Below are 18,658 nucleotides of genomic sequence, written 5' to 3'. Positions count from 1 at the left end.
CGTGCATGACGTGGCTTTTTACCTTGACAAGCTACAGATTAAAGATTGAAGCGTTCACCGACCATAGTCATTTCATGCCGATACAATCAAGCCCATGGACAAGGAAGAACGCCAGCGCAGAATCATTTGGGCCGTTGACTCAGGAAGCAAAACGGTCAGCCAATTACAAGAACTCACCGGAGCTTCCGCTATTACCATCCGCCGCGACCTCACGGCGCTGGAAGAAGTAGGGGCCCTCGAACGATTTCACGGAGGAGCGCGCCCCGCGGTTCGAAGGGGCGCCCGCTATCCCCTGGAGGTACGCCGAAAAGAGGATCCCGCCGGCAAACGGGCGATTGCTACGGAGGCTGCCCGCCTCGTTGAACCAGGCTCCTGCGTGCTCGTTGACTCAGGGACAACACCAACTGCCGTTGCCCGCAATCTCGCCGGCATGGACATCACAGCACTAGCGATGTCCCTGTACGCGGGCGCAGCATTAGCCAAGACGCCGGGCAGTGACGTCATCATTCCCGGCGGAACCGTCAACAGCGACGATCTTGCGGTGTACGGGGCGGAAGCGGTTGAAACAGTCCTGTCTATGCGCTTCGACCTCGCGATTGTCGGAATCTGCGCGTGTACTCCGTCGGTAGGCCTTATGTCCCCGAACCTCACCGAGGCGACCATTAAGCGGGCCTATTTCCAAGCCGCCCGACGAGTCATCGTTGTCACCACACCAGAGAAATTCACGCGCATGTCAGCCCACCGCGTGGCCACATTTGATCAAGTAGACACGGTCATCACAACGACTGACCTATCCCAGGATCTAGCCGAGGATGTGGTCGATGCCGGCACCAACCTCACGATGGTGCCGGTGGAAGGCGCCTAAAGCTGGAACTTTTCGACGATTTCAGTGCGACGCTTGTGCTCCATCCAGAAGGACAGGAACGGGACAACACCGGCAAGCGCCGTGGTGAACAACTTGCTCACCGGCCACATGACGCGCGGCCCAAGAACCAGGATGGAGACGAGGTAGACCATATAGGCCACGCCGTGGGCTTGGGCAATGAGCGTGGCCCACGACGGCATTTCCATGCCTACGCCGTACTGCAGGATCATGCGCACAACCAAAATAAGAAGGAAGATACCGGTAACCGTGGCGGCGATGGAAAAGAACTTCAGCGGACCACGAATGCGGGCCTGGCGGTCTGGGTGGACGGCGTTGCTCATTGATTCTCCTCTTCGGTGCCGCGACGGCGGCGCTGTTTGTTCATGGCGTTGAAGGTTTCCACATCAACCTGCGGCCGAGGTGGCAGGAAATCCTCGTCGATCTTGGTCACGGCTTGTTCCTTGGTTGACCTCACGCTCTTTGCTTCATACTGAGCTGGTTCTTCTCCCCGCTCGAGGGCTTCGTTCTCTGCATCGATACGCTCATTCTCGTAGCGCATAGCGGTGCGGTATGCGTAGACCACGAACACCGCGAAGAGCGGCCACTGGAAGGCGTATCCCAGATTTTGGAAGGTTCCCGAGCCAGAGCGGAACCGAGTCCACTGCCAATAGGCAAGGAACAAAAAGAGCACGACAAAGAACACGATGAGGACGATGTGCCACCATCGAACCTTCATCCGCTTTTTCGGTGCTGGGTTGGTGCTCACCCACAACAGCCTACCCACCACGCCGTGAAAAGTGGATTTCCTTCCGCGGCCTGCTGCCCTGTAGGCTAGTGGACGTTGCGCAGAGAAGGTAGTACTCCGCAGCAACAAAACCAGCGCCCGTGGCGGAATTGGCAGACGCGCTAGATTTAGGTTCTAGTGTCTTATGACGTGTGAGTTCAAGTCTCACCGGGCGCACAATTTCAAACCCCGCTCGGCAAATTTCGAGCGGGGCTTTTGTTATTCCCAGTTCCGCGCGCTTAGGCTTGCCCGGCGAGGGCCGCCAAAGGTTCGCGCAGCTGCGCCAGTGCGCGGCCACGGTGCGACACCGCGTTCTTTTCCTCCGGGGACATCTCCGCGGCGGAACGGGATTCGCCCTCGGGCTGGAAGAGGGGATCGTAGCCGAAGCCATTCTCGCCCTGCGGCGCAGTGAGCAAGGAGCCTGGCCACCGGCCCTCCACCACGTGCTCCTGGCCATCCGGGGTCACCAGGGCGCAGACCGACACGAATGCCGCCGCGCGACGCTCCGCGGGCACGTGGGACATCTGCCCCAACAGCAAACGATTATTCGCTTCATCGTCGCCGTGTCCGCCCGACCACCGGGCCGAGAGCACACCAGGCATGCCGTTGAGTTCTTCCACCGCGAGGCCGGAATCATCTGCAATCGTTGCCAAGCCGGTGTGCTGCACCCCGGCGCGCGCCTTAATCAACGCGTTGTCGGCAAAGGTGCGGCCGTCCTCCACGGGCTCCGGGTAAGCCTCCACCGCGGAAAGCGGGAGCAGCTCGATGCCCGCGATGCCGGCGTCGGCGAGGATCTTCTCTAGTTCCTTGAGCTTCTTGGCATTATTCGAAGCGACGAGGAGCTTTACCATCCGAGGGCCGCCTTTTGAGCGTCGATAAGCTGGGCGCAACCAGCCTGCGCCACGTCCAACATGTCATTGAGCTCCGCGCGGCCAAACAGGCCGTGCTCGCCGGTGCCCTGAATCTCGACGAAGTCTCCGCCTTCCTGCATCACCACGTTGAGATCGACCTCCGCGCGGGAGTCCTCTTCATAAGGCAGGTCCAAGCACACCTGGCCATCGATGATGCCAACGGAGACCGCAGCGATGGGATCCAGCAGGGGCTCGCCCGGGACGACGCCTTCCTCCTTGAGGTAAGCAATCGCATCAGCCAGCGCCACATACGCGCCGGTAATCGACGCCGTGCGGGTACCGCCGTCTGCCTGCAGCACGTCGCAATCCAGCTGGATGGTGTTCTCCCCCAGCTCAGACAGGTCCACCGCTGCGCGCAGGCTGCGGCCCACCAGACGGGAAATCTCGTGGGTACGGCCCTTGACCTTGCCCTTCATCGACTCGCGCGGCATGCGCTCGTGGGTTGCAGAAGGCAGCATGGCGTACTCAGCAGTCAGCCAGCCCTCGCCGGAATCCTTCTTAAAACGCGGCACCCCGAATTCCACGGAAGCCGTACACATGACTCGGGTGTTGCCGAACTCCACCAGCACCGACCCAGCCGGGTTGGTGGTGAAATTACGGGTAATGCGAACGCTACGGAGTTGGTCGAGCGCGCGACCATCAGCACGAGTGAAATCAGTCATGCCCACTACCCTACCGCGCGTGTTAAAAGTCGAGCTCCATCCCAGCGGCGCCGACGACGATCTCTCCGTCGAACTCGCGGGCAGCGGCGGCATATGTTGCGGCGACATCGCCCCACGGCTGTAGGTGAACAAGCACGAGCTTCTTTACCCCTGCCTCACGCGCTAGGCGCCCAGCTTCTGCTCCCGACATGTGCATGTCTGGAGCCTTATCCTCCGAAGTCTCGCCCCATGCAGCCTCGCAGAGGAAAGCATCCACGCCTTGGGCAGCCTCAACGAGCGCGGGCGTATAAGCAGAATCCGCCGAATAACACACAGTTGCGCCAGTCTTCGTGTGCTCGACCCGCAGGGCATACGTTTCTACCGGGTGCACGGTACGGAAAGGCGTGATGTAGACATCGTCGACAAGCTGGCGCTCACGGTCCACCCACGGACTAAACGCAAAGGAATCACTCATATCATCCACCCCATCCGGGGCATCCGATGACAACCGACCCAAGTGGGTTTCAGTCGCCGCCGGGCCGAGACAAAAATTGCGGGAAGCTGCCGGGGCCGTGGGGTGGAAACGGCGCCAGACCATCAGCGACGGGAAGTCTAGGCAGTGGTCAGCGTGGAGATGCGTTAATGCCACGTGGGCATCGCAAGGATCCTGGAGTTCCTGCAGGCGAGCAAGCGTACCCGGGCCGAGGTCCATGATGATGGACGGAGCCGAGGGGAATGACAGGAGGTAGCCAGAGGCCGGATTACCCACAGTGGGCACCGACCCGGAACAGCCTAGGATGGTCAGCTTCATGCGTTCAATAGTTCCACGAAACAATGGGGGATGCGAGATTTGGCTCGATTGTACATCTTTGCCGGTGCTAAATCTTGGGTCCCAGGAATCGCGTAGCCAAACGCTCGAACGCCGCGTGGTCACCAGTGCACTCAAAACTGCGGGTTGGCACTTGCCCCGCCGGGGCAAGCATGTCCGTCTTGGTGAGGATGCGCAAAACGTCCTTCGTGGTCTCCTCGGCGGAAGACACCAAGGTGACGTTGTCACCGATAGCGAGCTGGATGACGCCTGTGAGCAGTGGGTAGTGCGTGCAGCCGAGGACGAGTGTGTCGACCCCTGCCGATTGCAGCGGAGCGAGGTAGCCTTCCGCCACACCGAGGATCTGGCGCCCAGCGGTAATGCCGCGCTCGACAAAGTTCACAAAGTCCGGGCAAGCAACTGCCTCGCACTCGACGTTCGGGTTGACCGCAAAAAGATCTTGATAAGCACCTGAATTAATGGTGCCCTCCGTGCCGATCACGCCGATCTTGCCGTTGCGGGTGGTGGCAATGGCACGGCGCACGGCCGGGCGAATCACCTCGACGACCGGAATGTCGTAGCGCTCGCGGGCATCGTGGAGGAAGGCTGCGGTGGCGGTGTTGCACGCAATCACCAGCATCTTGCAGCCACGCTCCACGAGTTCATCAGCAATCGCGGTGGACAGCTCACGGACTTGGGCAATGGGCCGTGGACCATAAGGGGCGTGGGCGGTATCGCCGATGTAGACGATGGATTCGTCGGGAAGCTGCTCAATGATTGTGCGCGCTACGGTGAGTCCGCCTACGCCTGAATCAAAAATCCCAATGGGAGGGGTTGCATCAGGCATTAGTTCATCACTCCTCGAGGCGCAGGCTTAACCTTTCTCATCGGGTCATCAGAGGTGATCACCATGCCCGCGACGATGCCGCCAATGGCACCGAAAAGGTGGCCCTGCCAGCTCACTCCCTCATAGATGGGCAGCACGCCCCAGATCAGGCCGGAGTAGGCAAAACCAAGGCCTAAGCCAACGAGGAACTGGCTCAACGAGCGGTTAAAGATACCCCGCACGATAAGGTATGCCAACCAGCCATACACCACGCCCGAGGCTCCAATATGCGAGGTTCCCGGCCCGCCCAGCAGCCACGTGCCAACACCAGCGATGAGTACCACGATGATGGTGACCTCCCACCACGCCTTACGCCCGGATAGGCCAATCAGGAAACAAAACACCGCACCTGGCAGCGAGTTACCGATGAGGTGCTCAAAGTTTGCGTGGAGCAGCGGCGCGGTGAAGATCCCCCAGATACCGTTGAAATCCAACGGGTGAATGCCGTACTGCCCCAGCTCGCTTCCAAAGAACAGGAAGTTGATGATGTGGATGATCCACTCGACGGCCAGGAAGCCCACCGTTAAAGACGCAGCCGTTTTTAAACGTCCGGTCCGGGTGTAGTTCTTCGAGTCCCCCTTGTTGAGTATGGGTTGGTGCCCCGTTCCCGGTCCTGCCGGGCGGGGTTGGAAAGGGTTGGGCTCATGCGATTGCTGCTGGCCAAAGGGTCCACTCGTGGTCATAATGCCTCCAACTTTAGCAAGCGTGAGGCAAGGACTACGTCTCCAATCCCGGCCTGCGCTTCTGCTAGTCCATGATGACGTTGAGCAACGAATCCTGGCAGAAGGCCAGCCATTCCACGAGCGCATCGCGGTCTGCCCCGGGGGTATCCTGCGGCACGTCCCCCGCAGCGATGTAGAGGCGCAGGTCATTGAGGCCGGCGAGGAAAGCATGTGCCTCTTCCTCACTGATAGCCACCTCTACCCCGCCGGTAGGGCCAAGGGCGGTGTTAATCACCTGGAGATTCTCCAGCTTGGCGCGCGCGATGTCATTCTCGTGCAGCGAGCGCAGCAGCGAATTATCACCATCGAACTCTTCGTCCCCTGGCTTCTGGAAGTCTGGAAAGAGACGGGCCAGTGACGGATCCTCCGGTGCTTCGGTGTGGCCAGTGGGCATGTCGAGCATGTCCGCCAATTCATCCTTCGGCGCTGACTGCGCGCGGGCGATGATGGCCTCGGAGACCGTCGCGGTGAGATCACCGAGGACTTCACGCTCCATGGGCTCGAATACGGTGGTGTACTTCGCACCACGCATGAAGGACTTTTTCTTCTTCCACGTCTGCATACTCTTATCCTGCCTGCTGCATCGTGGCCCACAGGCCGGCGACCTGTAGTTTCTTCACGTCAGCTTCAACCTTGTCGCGTTCACCCGAGGACACCGCCGCCTTACCTTCGGTATGGACTTGCATCATCAGCTCGTTAGCTCGCTTCTTGTCATAACCCAAAACAGTCTGGAACACGTAGGAAACGTAGCTCATTAGGTTGACTGGGTCATCCCAGACAATGCACATCCACGGCAGGTTTTCGCTCGTGGCGACGTCGACGTCAATCGCCTCATCCAGCTCCGGGGTGGCCATGGGCGAACTCATCACCACGACTGCGGACGTTTCGTTGTGCGCTTTCATGTTCTCTACACTAGCCAAATTTTTTCATCTCGCGAACAGTTATACTGTCTTCGACCTTTAACCTGATTGTCGTTTGCAGGTGGCATCGATGAATTCTTTCTCCCTTCCCCCAGCCGTTACTGACATTCTCGCGGGACGCCAACCCTCAAGAGAGGACCTTGTGCCTCTCGTGCAGCGCATCATCACCGTATTGGTCCTCGGTGGCACGCTCGTGACCGCCGTGCTCAGCTTGACCAACCCCTCCGATAACGGCAGCTCACAGGATTCTGAGCCTCCCGCGCCGGCGACGTGCGATTACGAGCTTCCCGACGTCCCCGTCCAACGCCAGCTCGCCACCATCCAAGATGAGCTCATAGAGGCGCTCAACACGTGGCGCAAGGAGGATGGTCTAGCCCCGCTGGTGCCCTGGATCGACCGCCAAACCGCTGCCCGCGAAAAGGCAGAATGCAACGCGGTAACACACGAGGAAAGGCCATCTGAAGAAAACGTGCAGATGGTCCAGCACCACCTTCCTTTGGACACGGCGAGTGGATATGAGTTTGTCGAAGCCTTCAGAGCTTCCCCCTCCCACGTGGCCGCCTTGCGCGATCCCCGCATGACCACCGCTGCGGTGGGCACGGCTTACAGCGACGGCGAAGTCTACGTTGTCATTCAGCTCGAAGCATAGAACTGCTGATTTTTCGGTACGCGCTGAGTAGCATCTTCGATGTGACTACTACCTCAGACAACGTCCAGGATTCTGGGCTCGGGCCCAGCGATCGTTCTACGGCCCTGCTTACCGATAAGTATGAGCTGACCATGCTGCAGGCTGCGCTGCGCGATGGCTCCGCACACCGCCAGGTGGCCTGCGAAGTGTTTGCCCGCCGCCTCCCCAACGAGCGGCGCTACGGTGTTGTCGCCGGCACCGAGCGTGTCCTTCGCGCAGTCCGAGACTTCCGCTTCACCGCTCAGCAGCTGGCGGAAATGGATTTCCTCGATGCAGAGACCAAGGAGTACCTGGCTAATTACCGTTTCTCCGGGCACATCGATGGCTATCGCGAAGGCGAGCTGTACTTCCCCAACTCGCCGCTGCTGACCGTGCGCGGAACCTTTGGCGAATGCCTGATCCTGGAAACCGTGATCCTGTCCATCATGAATTCCGATTCCGCCGTGGCCTCTGCGGCCTCACGCATGGTGGTGGCTGCGGATGGCCGCCCCATCATCGAGATGGGCTCGCGCCGCACGCACGAGTATGCCGCCGTCACCGCCGCCCGCGCCGCCTACTTGGCCGGTTTCCAGGCCACCTCCAACCTGGAGGCTGGCTACCGCTACGACATCCCGGTCTCCGGTACCGCGGCGCATGCATGGACGCTCGCGCACGTCAACGAAGACGGATCCCCGAACGAGGAGGCGGCCTTCCGCGGGCAGATCGAAACCCTCGGCGTGGGCACCACCCTGTTGGTGGATACCTACGACATCACCAAGGGCGTGGAAACCGCCGTGCGGGTGGCCGGCCCCGAGCTGGGCGGCGTTCGCATCGACTCCGGCGATTTGGCCGCTGTCACCCGCCGTGTGCGCAAACAGCTCGATGACTTGGGCAACCACAACACGAAGATCGTTGTCTCTTCCGACCTGGACGAGTTCGCCATCGCTGGCCTGCGCGGAGATCCCGTCGACGTCTACGGCGTCGGTACCTCGGTGGTCACCGGCTCTGGCGCCCCAACCGCCAGCATGGTGTACAAGGTCGTCGAGGTTGATGGCCATCCCGTGGCCAAGCGTTCCTCCTCGAAGAAGTCGCAGGGCGGGGCAAAGCGCTCCCTGCGCACCTACCGCTCCTCCGGGGTGGCCGTCGAGGAGCTCGTGCTCCCCTTCTCCGCCGAAGACCCAGACACCGGGACGCTGAGCACCCGCGACATGACGGTGCCGCTCATGCGCGACGGAGAGATCCTGGACAATCTGCCCACCCTCCACGAAGCCCGCGAGTACCTAGCCCAAGCCATCACCACTCTGCCGTGGGAAGGTTTAGCTCTGACCCGCGACGAACCTGCAGTGCCGACCCGCTTCATCGGGTTCGGCTCATAGGATGCGTGCGGGAGGCAACCGACTAGACTGACTCAAATGCAGGATTCAACGGTTGACCTCCTCGACGCTGCCGTCTCCGCCCTCGGAGGTGCGCGGCGTGCCGGCCAGGTGCGCATGGCGGAAGCCGTGACCACCGCGCTGGAAAAAGAGCGCCACCTCGCCGTGCAAGCTGGAACGGGTACGGGTAAATCACTGGCTTACCTCGTCCCTGCTTTTCGCCACGCGCAAGAGACCGGGCACACCGTGATTGTTTCCACGGCCACGCTGGCACTGCAACGCCAGCTGGTGGAACGAGATCTGCCGCGCCTCGCCGAGGCCCTCGAACCGCACCTGGAAAAGAAGCCGACCTTCGCCATCATGAAGGGGCGTTCCAACTACGTCTGCCTCAACAAAGTCTCCCGCGCCGCTGAGCTTGACGACGAAGACGCCCTGCTTGACCAGGACGCCATCTCCAGCCTCGGCCGCCATGTCCAGCGCGTCTACGAGTGGGCGGAGGACACCGAGACGGGCGACCGCGAGGACCTCGAACCGGGAGTGCCCGATCTAGCCTGGCGGCAGGTCTCCGTCACCTCCAATGAGTGCCTTGGTGCTACCCGCTGCCCGCACGGCGAGGACTGCTTCGCGGAGCGCGCGCGGCACCGCGCGGCGGACGTCGACATCGTCGTCACCAACCACGCGCTGCTCGCCATCGATGCGGTGGCAGACATCAACATCCTGCCGGAGCACGATGTCGTCATCATCGATGAGGCACACGAGCTGGACGGCCGTATCACCTCAGTCTCTACCGCCGAGATCACCGGGCGCGCCCTCAAAATGGCGGCCAACCGCGCCAAGTCCCTCGGCGCCAATGGCAAAGACCAGCGACTGAGCGAACAAGCCAATGAGCTCAGCCAACTACTCGGTGAATTCACGCCGGGCCGCTGGACCGATCTTCCGGAGGAAGCCAAGCAACAACTCATGAGCCTCGCGGACACGTTAAGCGACTGCCGCGAGACCATCGCCCGCGCCCCCGAAGGCGAACAGGCCCAAGACCCGGAAAAATCTGCCGAGCGCCAAAACCTGGCCAATCACCTCGGCAGCCTCGTCGAAGCCATCGCCCGCATCCTCGATGTCTTCGCCACCGGTGACCCCGCAGCACACGCCGACGTGGTGTGGCTGGAACGCGATGAGCGCACGCTGAACGACACCCTGGCCGTTGCCCCGCTCTCCATCGCCGGGATGCTGCACGAAAAGCTCTTCGGCGAACAGACTGTCGTGCTGACCTCCGCCACGCTTGCCTTGGGCGGGCGCTTCGACGCCATGGCCGCACAATGGGGCCTGCCCAAAGGTACATGGGATAGTCTCGACGTGGGCTATCCTTTCGACCCCGCGCGCAGCGGCATCCTTTATACCGCAGCGCACCTGCCGCAGCCGGGCCGCGACGGACTCAGCCCGCAGACGCTTAAGGAAATCCGCGAGCTCATCATGGCCGCGGGCGGGCGCACCCTCGGTCTCTTTTCCTCACGCCGGGCCGCACAACAAGCGGCCGAGGAGCTCAAGCCCACGCTCCCTTTCGACATTTACCTTCAAGGCGAGGACTCCATCGGCGCGCTCGTGGATAAGTTCACGAAGAACGAGAACTCCTGTCTGTTCGGCACGCTCACTCTCTGGCAGGGTGTCGACGTCCCGGGCCCCGCGTGTTCCCTGGTGCTCATCGACCGTATCCCCTTCCCCCGCCCAGATAATCCCCTGATGCAAGCGCGCACCGAAGCCGCGAAAGCGGCTGGGCGCAACGGTTTTATGGAGGTTTCCGCTACGCACGCGGCGCTGCTTATGGCCCAGGGCGCGGGCCGCTTGCTGCGCTCCACTGCGGACCGCGGGGTCGTCGCAGTCCTCGATAGCCGCTTGGAAACCAAGCGCTATGGCTCCTACCTACGCGCCTCGATGCCGCAGATGTGGCCCACGAGCGACCCGCAGGTCGTACGCGGGGCGCTCAAGCGCCTGGTTGAGGCCCGCTAGGGATGACGCAGCGCGCACACCGTGGCTGAGTCTGGAGCGACCTCGGTGAAACCGGCGTCATGCACCACCACCGCTCCCGGACGCGCACAAGCCACGGCAAATTCCTCATGGGGGATTTCGCGCACGGACAGCACAAAGTCCTGTGCTGCCCAGTCCTCCACTTCCTCGGAGCTCATCGCCGCGGCCGGCAGCATTGAGCCGTGCCCTACTTGTGCTGCGGCCTTTCCCGCACTCATGGCGAGGGAGGCGTCGACGTAGATCACGGGGGCGTCGCCAAGCGCGGGCCCGGGCTCATCCTGGGGCAAATCGGTGTGACCGATCTGCAGCTTCGCCACGAGTGGGTGCACGTCCTGCACCGCCGAGGGGAGGAAGACGCGCGCGCGATCATCCACGGTGACGCCCGGCAGGGACTGCACATCACGCCAGGCCTTGTTGCGTGCGCGGCGCGCCACCTTGCGGATGCGGTGCCCGTACCACTGCCCTAGGGCCTCGGCGAAGGCCCCATCCTGGCCAGCCCTATCATCGAGGCAGAGCTTGACGACGCCTTTAGCTGCCGCCTCGAGCACTTCGGTGCGCGCGGGTGGATCCTGCTTGGGCAGGTTAAGCGCGATCTGCATCGCCTGAATGGTCTCGGGTTTGTTCGGGTCCTCAGGGTCATCGCGCCAACTGCGCTCGCTACACGCAGCCGCAAGACGGCGATGGGCCTCGCGGAGATTACTCACTGGCAACTTCTTCCATCGGGATACCGAGGATCTGCAGGATCTCATCCATGTACGGGTGGTTGACGGAGGTATCCGCAACCTGGCGCAGCGCTGGCTTGGCGTTGAAGGCGATGCCCAAGCCGGCGGCGGAAATCATGTCGATATCGTTAGCGCCGTCGCCGACGGCAACGGTCTGCAGCATGCTCAGACCCGAATCCGCAGCGAATTCGCGCAGGAACTTCTCCTTGGCCTTGCGGTCCACCACGTCACCGATGACGCGGCCGGTGAGCTTACCGTCCACGATTTCGAGGGTGTTGGCGCGCACATAGTCGAGGTCGAGTTCCCGTGCCAGATCCTCGAGGACTTGGATAAAGCCACCAGAGACTACCGCAACGCGGTATCCCATGCGCTTGAGGGTGCGGATGGTGGTCCGCACGCCCGGGGTCAGGCAAATATCGGCGGCGGTTTCTGCGATGACGGACTCCGGCAAACCTTCCAGGGTGGCGACGCGCTCGCGTAGGGATTGCTCGAAGTCCAGCTCGCCGCGCATCGCGCGCTCCGTCACTGCGGCAACCTCGGCTTCCTTGCCGGCGTGGGCGGCCAGCATTTCGATGACCTCGCCGGTGATAAGGGTGGAATCGCAGTCAAAGCAGATAAGCCGCTTCGAACGGCGCTGCAGGCCGGAGCGCTCGATGGCGATGTCGACACCTTGCTCGGTAGCTAGGCGGGCCAGCATGGCGCGCACAGGATCGGCAGCACCATCGATCGTGATATACAGCTCCAAGCCATTGAGCGGATAAGTGGAGAGCCCGCGGATACGGTCGATGTTGACGTTGAGGTTAGCCAGTTCCTTAGCAATGGCGGACATCTGGCTGGCGTTGAGCTGGCGTCCCAGAACCACGACGACGTGCGTCGAGCGCGGGCGTGAGGTTGACTCTTCTTCTCGCAGATCCACGTTGATGGACTGCGCGTAGATGCTCAGCGTATTTCGCAATCCCTGCTCCAAAGCCTCGAGGCGCGAGGAACGAACCCGGATGTAGGCGGACAGCGAAATCCGACCGGAGAAGATAGCTTGCTCGGCGTCGACGAGCTCCACATCATGAGAGCCCAGTACGCGGAAGAAGGCCGCCGACACGCCTGGCTTATCGGGGCCGGAGGCGGTAACAACGGCGAAGACTTGTTCACTTTGATTATCCACGGGGCTTATTATCTCACACCACGTTCGTGACCTTTTCACCTACGGCAAACGCCGCCTCCCCATCGCAGTGATGGGGAGGCGGCGTTTTCAGGAGTACTCAGCTAGTGAGTGCTTAGTGGCCGACGTGTGCTTCCTCGCGAATGCGCTTAACCATGTGCGGGTAGTGCAGCTCGAAGGCCGGGCGCTCGGAACGAATGCGCGGCAGCGACACGAAGTTGTGGCGCGGCGGCGGGCAGGAGGTGGCCCACTCGAGGGAGTTGCCATAGCCCCACGGATCGTCCACGGTGACGATCTCACCGTAGCGCCAGGACTTGAAGACGTTCCAAATCAGCGGGATAACCGAGGCGCCGAGGACGAAGGAGAAGATGGTGGAAATCTGGTTGAAGACCGTGAAGCCATCAGACTCCAGGTAGTCGGCGTAACGACGCGGCATACCCATGTTGCCCACCCAGTGCTGAACCAGGAAGGTGCCGTGGAAGCCGATGAAGGTCAGCCAGAAGTGAATCTTGCCCAGGCGCTCATCGAGCATGCGGCCGGTCATCTTCGGGAACCAGAAGTACAGGCCAGCGAAGGCGGAGAACACCACGGTGCCGAAGAGGGTGTAGTGGAAGTGAGCAATCAAGAAGTAGGACTCAGCAAGGTGGAAGTCCAGTGCCGGGGAGGCCAGCATAATACCGGTCATGCCGCCGAAGAGGAAGGTTGCCAGGAAGCCCATGGCGAAGATCATCGGGGTATCCCAGGTGATGTGGCCCTTCCACATGGTGCCGACCCAGTTGAAGAACTTCACGCCGGTCGGAACCGCAATGAGGAAGGTCATGAAGGAGAAGAACGGCAGCAGAATAGCACCGGTCACGAACATGTGGTGAGCCCACACGGCCATGGACAGCGCACCGATTGCCAGCAGGGCGAAGACCAGACCGATGTAGCCGAAGACCGGCTTGCGAGCGAAGACCGGGACAACCTCAGAGATGATGCCGAAGAACGGGAGTGCCAGGACGTAGACCTCCGGGTGGCCGAAGAACCAGAAGAGGTGCTGCCACAGGATGCCGCCGCCGTTGGCGGAGTCGAAGATGTGGCCGCCCAGCTTGCGGTCATAAAGAACACCCAGCGCCGCAGCGGTCAGCAGCGGGAAGATCATCAGAACGATGACAGATGCGGTAAACACTGCCCAGGTGAAGACCGGCAGACGGAACATGGTCATGCCCGGTGCACGCAGGGTGAGGACCGTGGTGATCATGTTGATGGCGGAAGCAATGGTACCGACACCGGTAGCGCCCACGCCGACGATCCACATGTCGGCGCCGATACCCGGGGTGTGAACCGAGTCAGACAGCGGGACGTACATGGTCCAGCCGAAGTCAGCAGCGCCGCCCGGGGTCAAGAAGCCCGCGAGCATCACGACGCCGCCGGTCAGGGTAATCCAGAAACCGAAAGCGTTCAGACGCGGGAAGGCCACATCCGGTGCGCCAATCTGCAGGGGCAGAACATAGTTACCGAATGCCCACACCACTGGTGTTGCAAACAGCAGCAGCATGACGGTGCCGTGCATGGTGAAGAGCTGGTTGAACTGCTCGTTGGACAGGAACTGCAATCCTGGGGTGAAAAGCTCAGCGCGAAGCAGCAGAGCCATGAAGCCACCGAGGAAGAAGAAGCTGAAGGCCATGATCATGTACATGATGCCCAGCTGCTTGTGGTCGGTGGTGGTTAGCAACATCCACGCCTTGGAACCGGTCTTTGCGTTACCAGTCGGCTCCGGACGTGTAGGCGCGACGTAATCGTCGAGCCGTGGCGCCACAGCGGTCATAAAATCCTCCTGAAGAACAAGCGTCTAACCACATCGGTATCACGCGTTTTATCGCGCCACACGCCCAGTGATTAAACACCTAGGTTTACTCGCCTTATATTAGGGCACCTCAGGGCCAAATTTCCAGCGCTCTGATATTCCCCATAGCCCTTGTTAGCCCCGTTTTATCCGGATAACCCCTTGTACGTGGCAGACCTGCCACGCCATGCCCCACCAGGCGGTGATCTAGAACACAGATGGTCGGGTGTGTCGGCCCCTAAAACCCGAAAACGCACCCCCTGAAAGAATCAAACTTTCGGTTGATCGTTCTAGGAGGTGCGGCGTGGCAGTGGATGCTACTTAGAAGTCCCAGTCCTCGTCGGTGGTTTCCTCCGCCTTGCCAATCACGTAGGAGGAACCGGAGCCAGAGAAAAAGTCATGGTTCTCATCCGCGTTCGGAGACAAGGAGGACAGGATGGCCGGGGACACGCGGGTTTCATCAGCCGGGAAAAGCCCCTCGAAGCCTAGGTTATTGAGCGCCTTGTTGGCGTTGTAGCGAAGGAAGCGCTTTACATCCTCGGTCCAGCCCAACTCATCGTAGAGATCCTCGGTGTAATCGATCTCGTTCTCGTAGAGTTCATAGAGCAGGTCGAAGGCGTAGCCCTTCATCTCTTCCTGCTCCGACTCCGAGAGCTTCTTGTAGCCCTGCTGGAACTTGTAGCCGATGTAATAGCCGTGGACGGCCTCATCGCGGATGATGAGGCGGATGATATCGGCCGTGTTCGTCAGCTTTGCGCGCGACGAGAAGTACATCGGCAGGAAGAAGCCTGAGTAGAAGAGGAAGGATTCCAGCAAGGTGGACGCAACCTTCTTCTTCAGCGGGTCATCGCCCTGATAGTAGGACATAACGATTTTTGCCTTGCGCTGGAGGTTTTCATTCTCCTCGGACCAGCGGAAGGCGTCGTTGATCATAGGAGTCGACGCCAACGTCATGAAGATATTGGAGTAGGACTTCGCGTGAACGGACTCCATGAAGGCGATGTTGGTATAGACCGCCTCTTCGTGGAGAGTGGTGGCGTCGGGAAGCAGCGATACCGCACCGACGGTGCCCTGGATGGTATCGAGCAGAGTGAGACCAGCGAAGACACGCATGGTGGTCTCCTGCTCCTTCTCAGTCAGAGTTTTCCAGCTCTGGATATCGTTAGACACCGGCACCTTTTCCGGAAGCCAGAAGTTACCGGTGAGGCGATCCCACACCTCGAGATCCTTCTCATCTGGAATCGTGTTCCAGTTAATCGCCTTCACCGGAGCCTCGTGGCTAGCGATGTAATCGTCGTACTCGTGAGACACGCACGTCACCTCGTCTTACTAGTTATTGTGAGTCTGGTGCCATGGTACCCGGTAAAACTAGGGGCCAAAATTCCTGCGTGTTTTATACTTAAGCCCTGTTCACACGCCCCCGAATGTCGATGGAGGTACCGGCTCCCCGTGACTGAGCCCTCCGCTCCCCTACTCAGCACCGTTCTAGACACCATGGGCGCCGACATCGTCAGCGGCACCCTTGCCGCCGGTGAGCGTTTTACACTCACCGATCTCTGCGCGCGTTTCGGAGTTTCCCGAACCGTAGCCCGCGAGGCAATGCGCGCACTAGAGCACTTAGGCATGGTCTCTTCTTCACGCCGCGTAGGTATCACGGTGCTCCCCATCAGCGAGTGGGCGGTCTATGATCCCGCCATCATTTCGTGGCGCCTGAGCTCAGAGAAATCCCGCGACAGGCAGCGCTCCTCACTCAACGAACTGCGCCTTGCCATCGAGCCCGTCGCCGCCGGCCTCGCTGCGCTGCATGCGTCCCAAGAAGACAAGGAAGAGATCTTAGAGCTGGCCCAACGCCTCCAAGACACGCCAACGCGGCGCGTCGGTGAGCACCTCGCTACCGACCTGCGTTTTCATGCCATGGTTCTCCATGCCTCGGGCAATGAGATGTTTTCAGCTCTCAGCCCCTATCTGCTGTCCATGGTGCGCGGGCGTTCCCTCTTTGGCTCCCGCAAACGCAACCCCACGGCCGGCACCGAACAGCGCCACCTGGACCTAGCGGAAGCAATCCACCGCGGCGACTCCCCCGAGGCAGAAAAAATCGCACGCGCCATCCTAATTGAGGCGCGTGCGAACAAGGACTAACAAGAACTAGAGCATGCAGGAAACGCAGCCCTCAACCTCGGTTCCCTCCAGAGCCATCTGGCGCAGGCGGATGTAGTAGAGGGTCTTAATACCCTTTCGCCATGCGTAGATCTGGGCGCGGTTGATATCGCGGGTAGTGGCGGTGTCCTTGAAGAACAGCGTCAGCGACAGACCTTGGTCAACGTACTTCGTGGCCTCGGCGTAGGTGTCGATGATCTTCTCGTAGCCGATCTCATAGGAGTCCTTGAAGTACTCCAGGTTGTCGTTGTCCATGTGCGGCGCCGGATAGTAGACGCGGCCAATCTTGCCTTCCTTGCGGATTTCAATCTTGGAGGCGATCGGGTGAATCGAGGACGTCGAGTTGTTGATGTACGAAATCGATCCGGTCGGCGGCACTGCCTGCAGGTTGCGGTTGTAGATGCCGTGCTTGGCGACGTCCGCCTTCAGCGCAGCCCACTCCTCCGCCGACGGGGTGTGAATCGAGGACTTAGCGAAGAGCTCCTTGACCTTTTCCGTGCGCGGAGCAAAGTCAGCCGGATCATAACGGTCGAAGAACTCACCGCTGGCATAGTCAGACTCGGGGAACTCGGTGAAGTACTCGCCACGCTCGCGGGCCAGCTTGTTGGACGCACGCAACGCGGCGTACATGATGGCGGCGAAGTAAGCGTTGGTGAAGTCCAAGCCTTCATCGGAGCCGTACTCAATGTGCTCGCGGCCAAGGTAACCGTGCAGGTTCATCTGCCCCAGGCCAATCGCGTGGGAATCATCGTTGCCCTTGCGCACGGAGGGAACGGAGTCGATAGAGGTCTTGTCCGACACAGCCGTCAAGCCACGGATAGCGGTTTCCACTGTCAAGGCGAAGTCCGGGGAATCCATGGTAGCCGCGATATTGAGGGAGCCAAGGTTGCAGGAAATATCGCTACCCAGGGTCTTGTAGGTGAGGTCGTCGTTGAGCTCTGACGGGGCGTTCACCTGCAGAATCTCGGAGCACAGGTTCGACATGTTGATGCGCCCAGTCTTGACCGGGTTGGCGCGGTTCACGGTGTCCTCGAACATGATGTAGGGGTAACCGGACTCGAACTGCAGCTCCGCGACGGTCTGGAAGAAGTGGCGAGCGTTGATCTTCTTCTTGCGGATACGCGGATCCTCGACCATCTCTTCGTAGTGCTCGGTGATGGAAATATCGCCGAAGGCCTTGCCGTAGACGCGCTCGACATCGTACGGGCTGAACAGGTACATGTCATCGTTACGCTTTGCCAGCTCGAAGGTGATGTCGGGGATCACGATGCCAAGCGAAAGGGTCTTGATACGGATCTTCTCGTCCGCATTCTCACGCTTGGTGTCAAGGAAGCTCATAATGTCCGGGTGGTGCGCGTTGAGGTACACCGCACCAGCGCCCTGGCGAGCGCCCAGCTGGTTGGCATAGGAGAAGGAATCCTCCAACAGCTTCATCACGGGGATGACGCCGGAAGACTGGTTCTCAATATGCTTGATGGGCGCACCGGATTCACGGATGTTGGACAGCAACAGGGCCACGCCGCCGCCGCGCTTGGACAGCTGCAGAGCGGAGTTAATAGAGCGCCCAATCGACTCCATGTTGTCCTCGATGCGCAACAGGAAGCAGGACACCAGCTCGCCACGCTGAGCCTTGCCGGCGTTAAGGAAGGTCGGGGTAGCCGGCTGGAAGCGACCGGTCATGATTTCATCCACGAGGTGTTCAGCCACCTCCGTGTCACCATCCGCCAAGAAGAGTGCGGTCATGGACACACGGTCTTCGAAGCGCTCGAGGTAGCGGCGGCCGTCGAAGGTCTTCAGGGTGTACGACGTGTAGTACTTGTAGGCGCCAAGGAAGGTCTTAAAACGGAACTTAAAGGCATAGGCGCGCTTGAACAGGGACTTGATGAAATCGAAGTCGTACTGCTCGATCAGCTCCGGCTCGTAGTACTTGTTTTCCACCAGGTAGCGCATCTTCTCTTCCAAGTCGTGGAAGTAGACAGTGTTCTGGTTGACGTGCTGGAGGAAGAATTGGTTCGCGGCCTCGCGGTCCTTGTCGAACTGAATCTTGCCGTTCTCGTCATACAAGTTCAGCAGCGCGTTAAGTGCATGATAATCCAGTTGCTCGGCCGGCTTCACAGGTTCGGCGACGGTCTTACCCAGTTGCGTGGTCACGACGTTCACGGGCCTTTCTTTGCTATGGCGAAATGGAGAGACGAAATAGTA

Annotated in this window: 19 protein-coding genes and 1 tRNA gene; 6 read left to right on the top strand and 14 right to left on the bottom strand. The window is 60.5% G+C overall.

Annotated features, from left to right (window positions below; translation table 11 throughout):
- The first annotated feature begins 94 nt into the window (after nt 1-94).
- Nucleotides 95-865 carry a DeoR/GlpR family DNA-binding transcription regulator gene (locus HMPREF2760_RS03615; RefSeq protein ID WP_070522383.1) on the top strand — a complete coding sequence of 257 codons (771 nt, stop codon included), beginning with the start codon at nt 95-97 and terminating at the stop codon, nt 863-865.
- On the opposite strand, the gene HMPREF2760_RS03610 is transcribed toward HMPREF2760_RS03615, so the two are convergent.
- Both HMPREF2760_RS03610 and HMPREF2760_RS03605 read right to left on the bottom strand, forming a co-directional pair.
- Nucleotides 862-1,206, bottom strand: a complete 345-nt coding sequence (locus tag HMPREF2760_RS03610) for a DUF3817 domain-containing protein (RefSeq protein WP_070522386.1) — start codon at nt 1,204-1,206, stop codon at nt 862-864. The two genes, HMPREF2760_RS03615 and HMPREF2760_RS03610, sit on opposite strands and share 4 nt — an antisense overlap.
- Nucleotides 1,203-1,601 (bottom strand): SURF1 family protein, encoded by a 399-nt coding sequence (locus HMPREF2760_RS03605; RefSeq protein WP_070522389.1) that lies wholly within the window; start codon nt 1,599-1,601, stop codon nt 1,203-1,205. The genes HMPREF2760_RS03610 and HMPREF2760_RS03605 overlap by 4 nt, the downstream gene beginning before the upstream one ends.
- A gap of 143 nt (nt 1,602-1,744) precedes the next feature.
- Between HMPREF2760_RS03605 and HMPREF2760_RS03600 the strand changes: the two genes are divergently transcribed.
- Nucleotides 1,745-1,826, top strand: a tRNA-Leu gene (locus tag HMPREF2760_RS03600).
- A gap of 62 nt (nt 1,827-1,888) precedes the next feature.
- Here HMPREF2760_RS03600 and rdgB read toward each other — a convergent pair.
- The 7 genes from rdgB to clpS form a co-directional block, all read right to left on the bottom strand.
- Complete coding sequence (gene rdgB / locus HMPREF2760_RS03595; RefSeq protein WP_070516103.1) at nt 1,889-2,500, bottom strand: RdgB/HAM1 family non-canonical purine NTP pyrophosphatase; 612 nt, start codon at nt 2,498-2,500, stop codon at nt 1,889-1,891.
- On the bottom strand, nt 2,494-3,222 hold the full coding sequence (rph, locus tag HMPREF2760_RS03590; RefSeq protein ID WP_070522391.1) for a ribonuclease PH: 729 nt from the start codon (nt 3,220-3,222) through the stop codon (nt 2,494-2,496). Before rph ends, rdgB begins: the two co-directional genes overlap by 7 nt.
- Nucleotides 3,223-3,244: 22 nt before the next feature.
- Nucleotides 3,245-4,012: an MBL fold metallo-hydrolase gene (locus HMPREF2760_RS03585; RefSeq protein WP_070522394.1), complete on the bottom strand. Its 768-nt coding sequence runs from the start codon at nt 4,010-4,012 to the stop codon at nt 3,245-3,247.
- 67 nt (nt 4,013-4,079) lie between these two features.
- Nucleotides 4,080-4,856, bottom strand: a complete 777-nt coding sequence (murI, locus tag HMPREF2760_RS03580; RefSeq protein ID WP_070522397.1) for a glutamate racemase — start codon at nt 4,854-4,856, stop codon at nt 4,080-4,082.
- The gene (locus HMPREF2760_RS03575; protein ID WP_070522400.1) at nt 4,856-5,578 is read right to left on the bottom strand and encodes a rhomboid family intramembrane serine protease; all 723 of its coding nucleotides are present in this window, start codon (nt 5,576-5,578) and stop codon (nt 4,856-4,858) included. Before HMPREF2760_RS03575 ends, murI begins: the two co-directional genes overlap by 1 nt.
- Nucleotides 5,579-5,642: 64 nt before the next feature.
- The gene (locus HMPREF2760_RS03570) at nt 5,643-6,179 is read right to left on the bottom strand and encodes a DUF2017 domain-containing protein (protein ID WP_070522403.1); all 537 of its coding nucleotides are present in this window, start codon (nt 6,177-6,179) and stop codon (nt 5,643-5,645) included.
- A gap of 4 nt (nt 6,180-6,183) precedes the next feature.
- Nucleotides 6,184-6,519 carry an ATP-dependent Clp protease adapter ClpS gene (gene clpS / locus HMPREF2760_RS03565; RefSeq protein ID WP_070522406.1) on the bottom strand — a complete coding sequence of 112 codons (336 nt, stop codon included), beginning with the start codon at nt 6,517-6,519 and terminating at the stop codon, nt 6,184-6,186.
- 88 nt (nt 6,520-6,607) lie between these two features.
- Between clpS and HMPREF2760_RS03560 the strand changes: the two genes are divergently transcribed.
- From HMPREF2760_RS03560 to HMPREF2760_RS03550, 3 genes are read left to right on the top strand one after another with little or no spacing between them, the layout of a single operon-like run.
- Nucleotides 6,608-7,186: a CAP domain-containing protein gene (locus tag HMPREF2760_RS03560; RefSeq protein ID WP_070522408.1), complete on the top strand. Its 579-nt coding sequence runs from the start codon at nt 6,608-6,610 to the stop codon at nt 7,184-7,186.
- Nucleotides 7,187-7,227: 41 nt separating this feature from the next.
- Entirely contained in the window at nt 7,228-8,580 is a 1,353-nt protein-coding gene (locus HMPREF2760_RS03555; protein ID WP_070522411.1) for a nicotinate phosphoribosyltransferase, read from the top strand.
- A 36-nt stretch (nt 8,581-8,616) separates the two neighbouring features.
- Nucleotides 8,617-10,578: an ATP-dependent DNA helicase gene (locus tag HMPREF2760_RS03550; RefSeq protein ID WP_070522414.1), complete on the top strand. Its 1,962-nt coding sequence runs from the start codon at nt 8,617-8,619 to the stop codon at nt 10,576-10,578.
- On the opposite strand, the gene HMPREF2760_RS03545 is transcribed toward HMPREF2760_RS03550, so the two are convergent.
- The 4 genes from HMPREF2760_RS03545 to nrdF form a co-directional block, all read right to left on the bottom strand.
- A complete protein-coding gene (locus tag HMPREF2760_RS03545) occupies nt 10,575-11,300 on the bottom strand; it encodes a peptidyl-tRNA hydrolase (protein ID WP_070596634.1) in 726 nt (241 codons plus the stop codon). The genes HMPREF2760_RS03550 and HMPREF2760_RS03545 overlap by 4 nt on opposite strands.
- Entirely contained in the window at nt 11,293-12,486 is a 1,194-nt protein-coding gene (gene serB, locus HMPREF2760_RS03540; protein ID WP_070522500.1) for a phosphoserine phosphatase SerB, read from the bottom strand. The genes HMPREF2760_RS03545 and serB overlap by 8 nt, the downstream gene beginning before the upstream one ends.
- Before the next feature lie 103 nt (nt 12,487-12,589).
- Nucleotides 12,590-14,281 carry an aa3-type cytochrome oxidase subunit I gene (ctaD, locus tag HMPREF2760_RS03535; protein ID WP_070522420.1) on the bottom strand — a complete coding sequence of 564 codons (1,692 nt, stop codon included), beginning with the start codon at nt 14,279-14,281 and terminating at the stop codon, nt 12,590-12,592.
- A gap of 339 nt (nt 14,282-14,620) precedes the next feature.
- On the bottom strand, nt 14,621-15,610 hold the full coding sequence (nrdF, locus tag HMPREF2760_RS03530; protein WP_070522424.1) for a class 1b ribonucleoside-diphosphate reductase subunit beta: 990 nt from the start codon (nt 15,608-15,610) through the stop codon (nt 14,621-14,623).
- A 183-nt stretch (nt 15,611-15,793) separates the two neighbouring features.
- Between nrdF and HMPREF2760_RS03525 the strand changes: the two genes are divergently transcribed.
- Entirely contained in the window at nt 15,794-16,438 is a 645-nt protein-coding gene (locus tag HMPREF2760_RS03525) for a FadR/GntR family transcriptional regulator (protein WP_154762484.1), read from the top strand.
- Nucleotides 16,439-16,444: 6 nt separating this feature from the next.
- On the opposite strand, the gene nrdE is transcribed toward HMPREF2760_RS03525, so the two are convergent.
- Complete coding sequence (gene nrdE / locus HMPREF2760_RS03520) at nt 16,445-18,607, bottom strand: class 1b ribonucleoside-diphosphate reductase subunit alpha (RefSeq protein ID WP_070522502.1); 2,163 nt, start codon at nt 18,605-18,607, stop codon at nt 16,445-16,447.
- Nucleotides 18,608-18,658: the final 51 nt, after the last annotated feature.

The organism is Corynebacterium sp. HMSC065D07, assembly GCF_001810695.1.
In the GTDB taxonomy this organism is placed as follows: Bacteria; Actinomycetota; Actinomycetes; order Mycobacteriales; family Mycobacteriaceae; genus Corynebacterium; species Corynebacterium hesseae.
Note: the sequence above shows the minus strand (reverse complement) of the source record. Positions and strands in the feature narration are given on the sequence as shown.

Bases quoted from the DNA above. Each gene is read 5' to 3' on its own strand.
- HMPREF2760_RS03615 (WP_070522383.1), top strand. From the start codon at position 95: ATGGACAAGGAAGAACGCCAGCGCAGAATCATTTGGGCCGTTGACTCA.
- HMPREF2760_RS03610 (WP_070522386.1), bottom strand. From the start codon at position 1,206: ATGAGCAACGCCGTCCACCCAGACCGCCAGGCCCGCATTCGTGGTCCG.
- HMPREF2760_RS03605 (WP_070522389.1), bottom strand. From the start codon at position 1,601: ATGAAGGTTCGATGGTGGCACATCGTCCTCATCGTGTTCTTTGTCGTG.
- rdgB (WP_070516103.1), bottom strand. From the start codon at position 2,500: ATGGTAAAGCTCCTCGTCGCTTCGAATAATGCCAAGAAGCTCAAGGAA.
- rph (WP_070522391.1), bottom strand. From the start codon at position 3,222: ATGACTGATTTCACTCGTGCTGATGGTCGCGCGCTCGACCAACTCCGT.
- HMPREF2760_RS03585 (WP_070522394.1), bottom strand. From the start codon at position 4,012: ATGAAGCTGACCATCCTAGGCTGTTCCGGGTCGGTGCCCACTGTGGGT.
- murI (WP_070522397.1), bottom strand. From the start codon at position 4,856: ATGCCTGATGCAACCCCTCCCATTGGGATTTTTGATTCAGGCGTAGGC.
- HMPREF2760_RS03575 (WP_070522400.1), bottom strand. From the start codon at position 5,578: ATGACCACGAGTGGACCCTTTGGCCAGCAGCAATCGCATGAGCCCAAC.
- HMPREF2760_RS03570 (WP_070522403.1), bottom strand. From the start codon at position 6,179: ATGCAGACGTGGAAGAAGAAAAAGTCCTTCATGCGTGGTGCGAAGTAC.
- clpS (WP_070522406.1), bottom strand. From the start codon at position 6,519: ATGAAAGCGCACAACGAAACGTCCGCAGTCGTGGTGATGAGTTCGCCC.
- HMPREF2760_RS03560 (WP_070522408.1), top strand. From the start codon at position 6,608: ATGAATTCTTTCTCCCTTCCCCCAGCCGTTACTGACATTCTCGCGGGA.
- HMPREF2760_RS03550 (WP_070522414.1), top strand. From the start codon at position 8,617: ATGCAGGATTCAACGGTTGACCTCCTCGACGCTGCCGTCTCCGCCCTC.
- ctaD (WP_070522420.1), bottom strand. From the start codon at position 14,281: ATGACCGCTGTGGCGCCACGGCTCGACGATTACGTCGCGCCTACACGT.
- HMPREF2760_RS03525 (WP_154762484.1), top strand. From the start codon at position 15,794: ATGGGCGCCGACATCGTCAGCGGCACCCTTGCCGCCGGTGAGCGTTTT.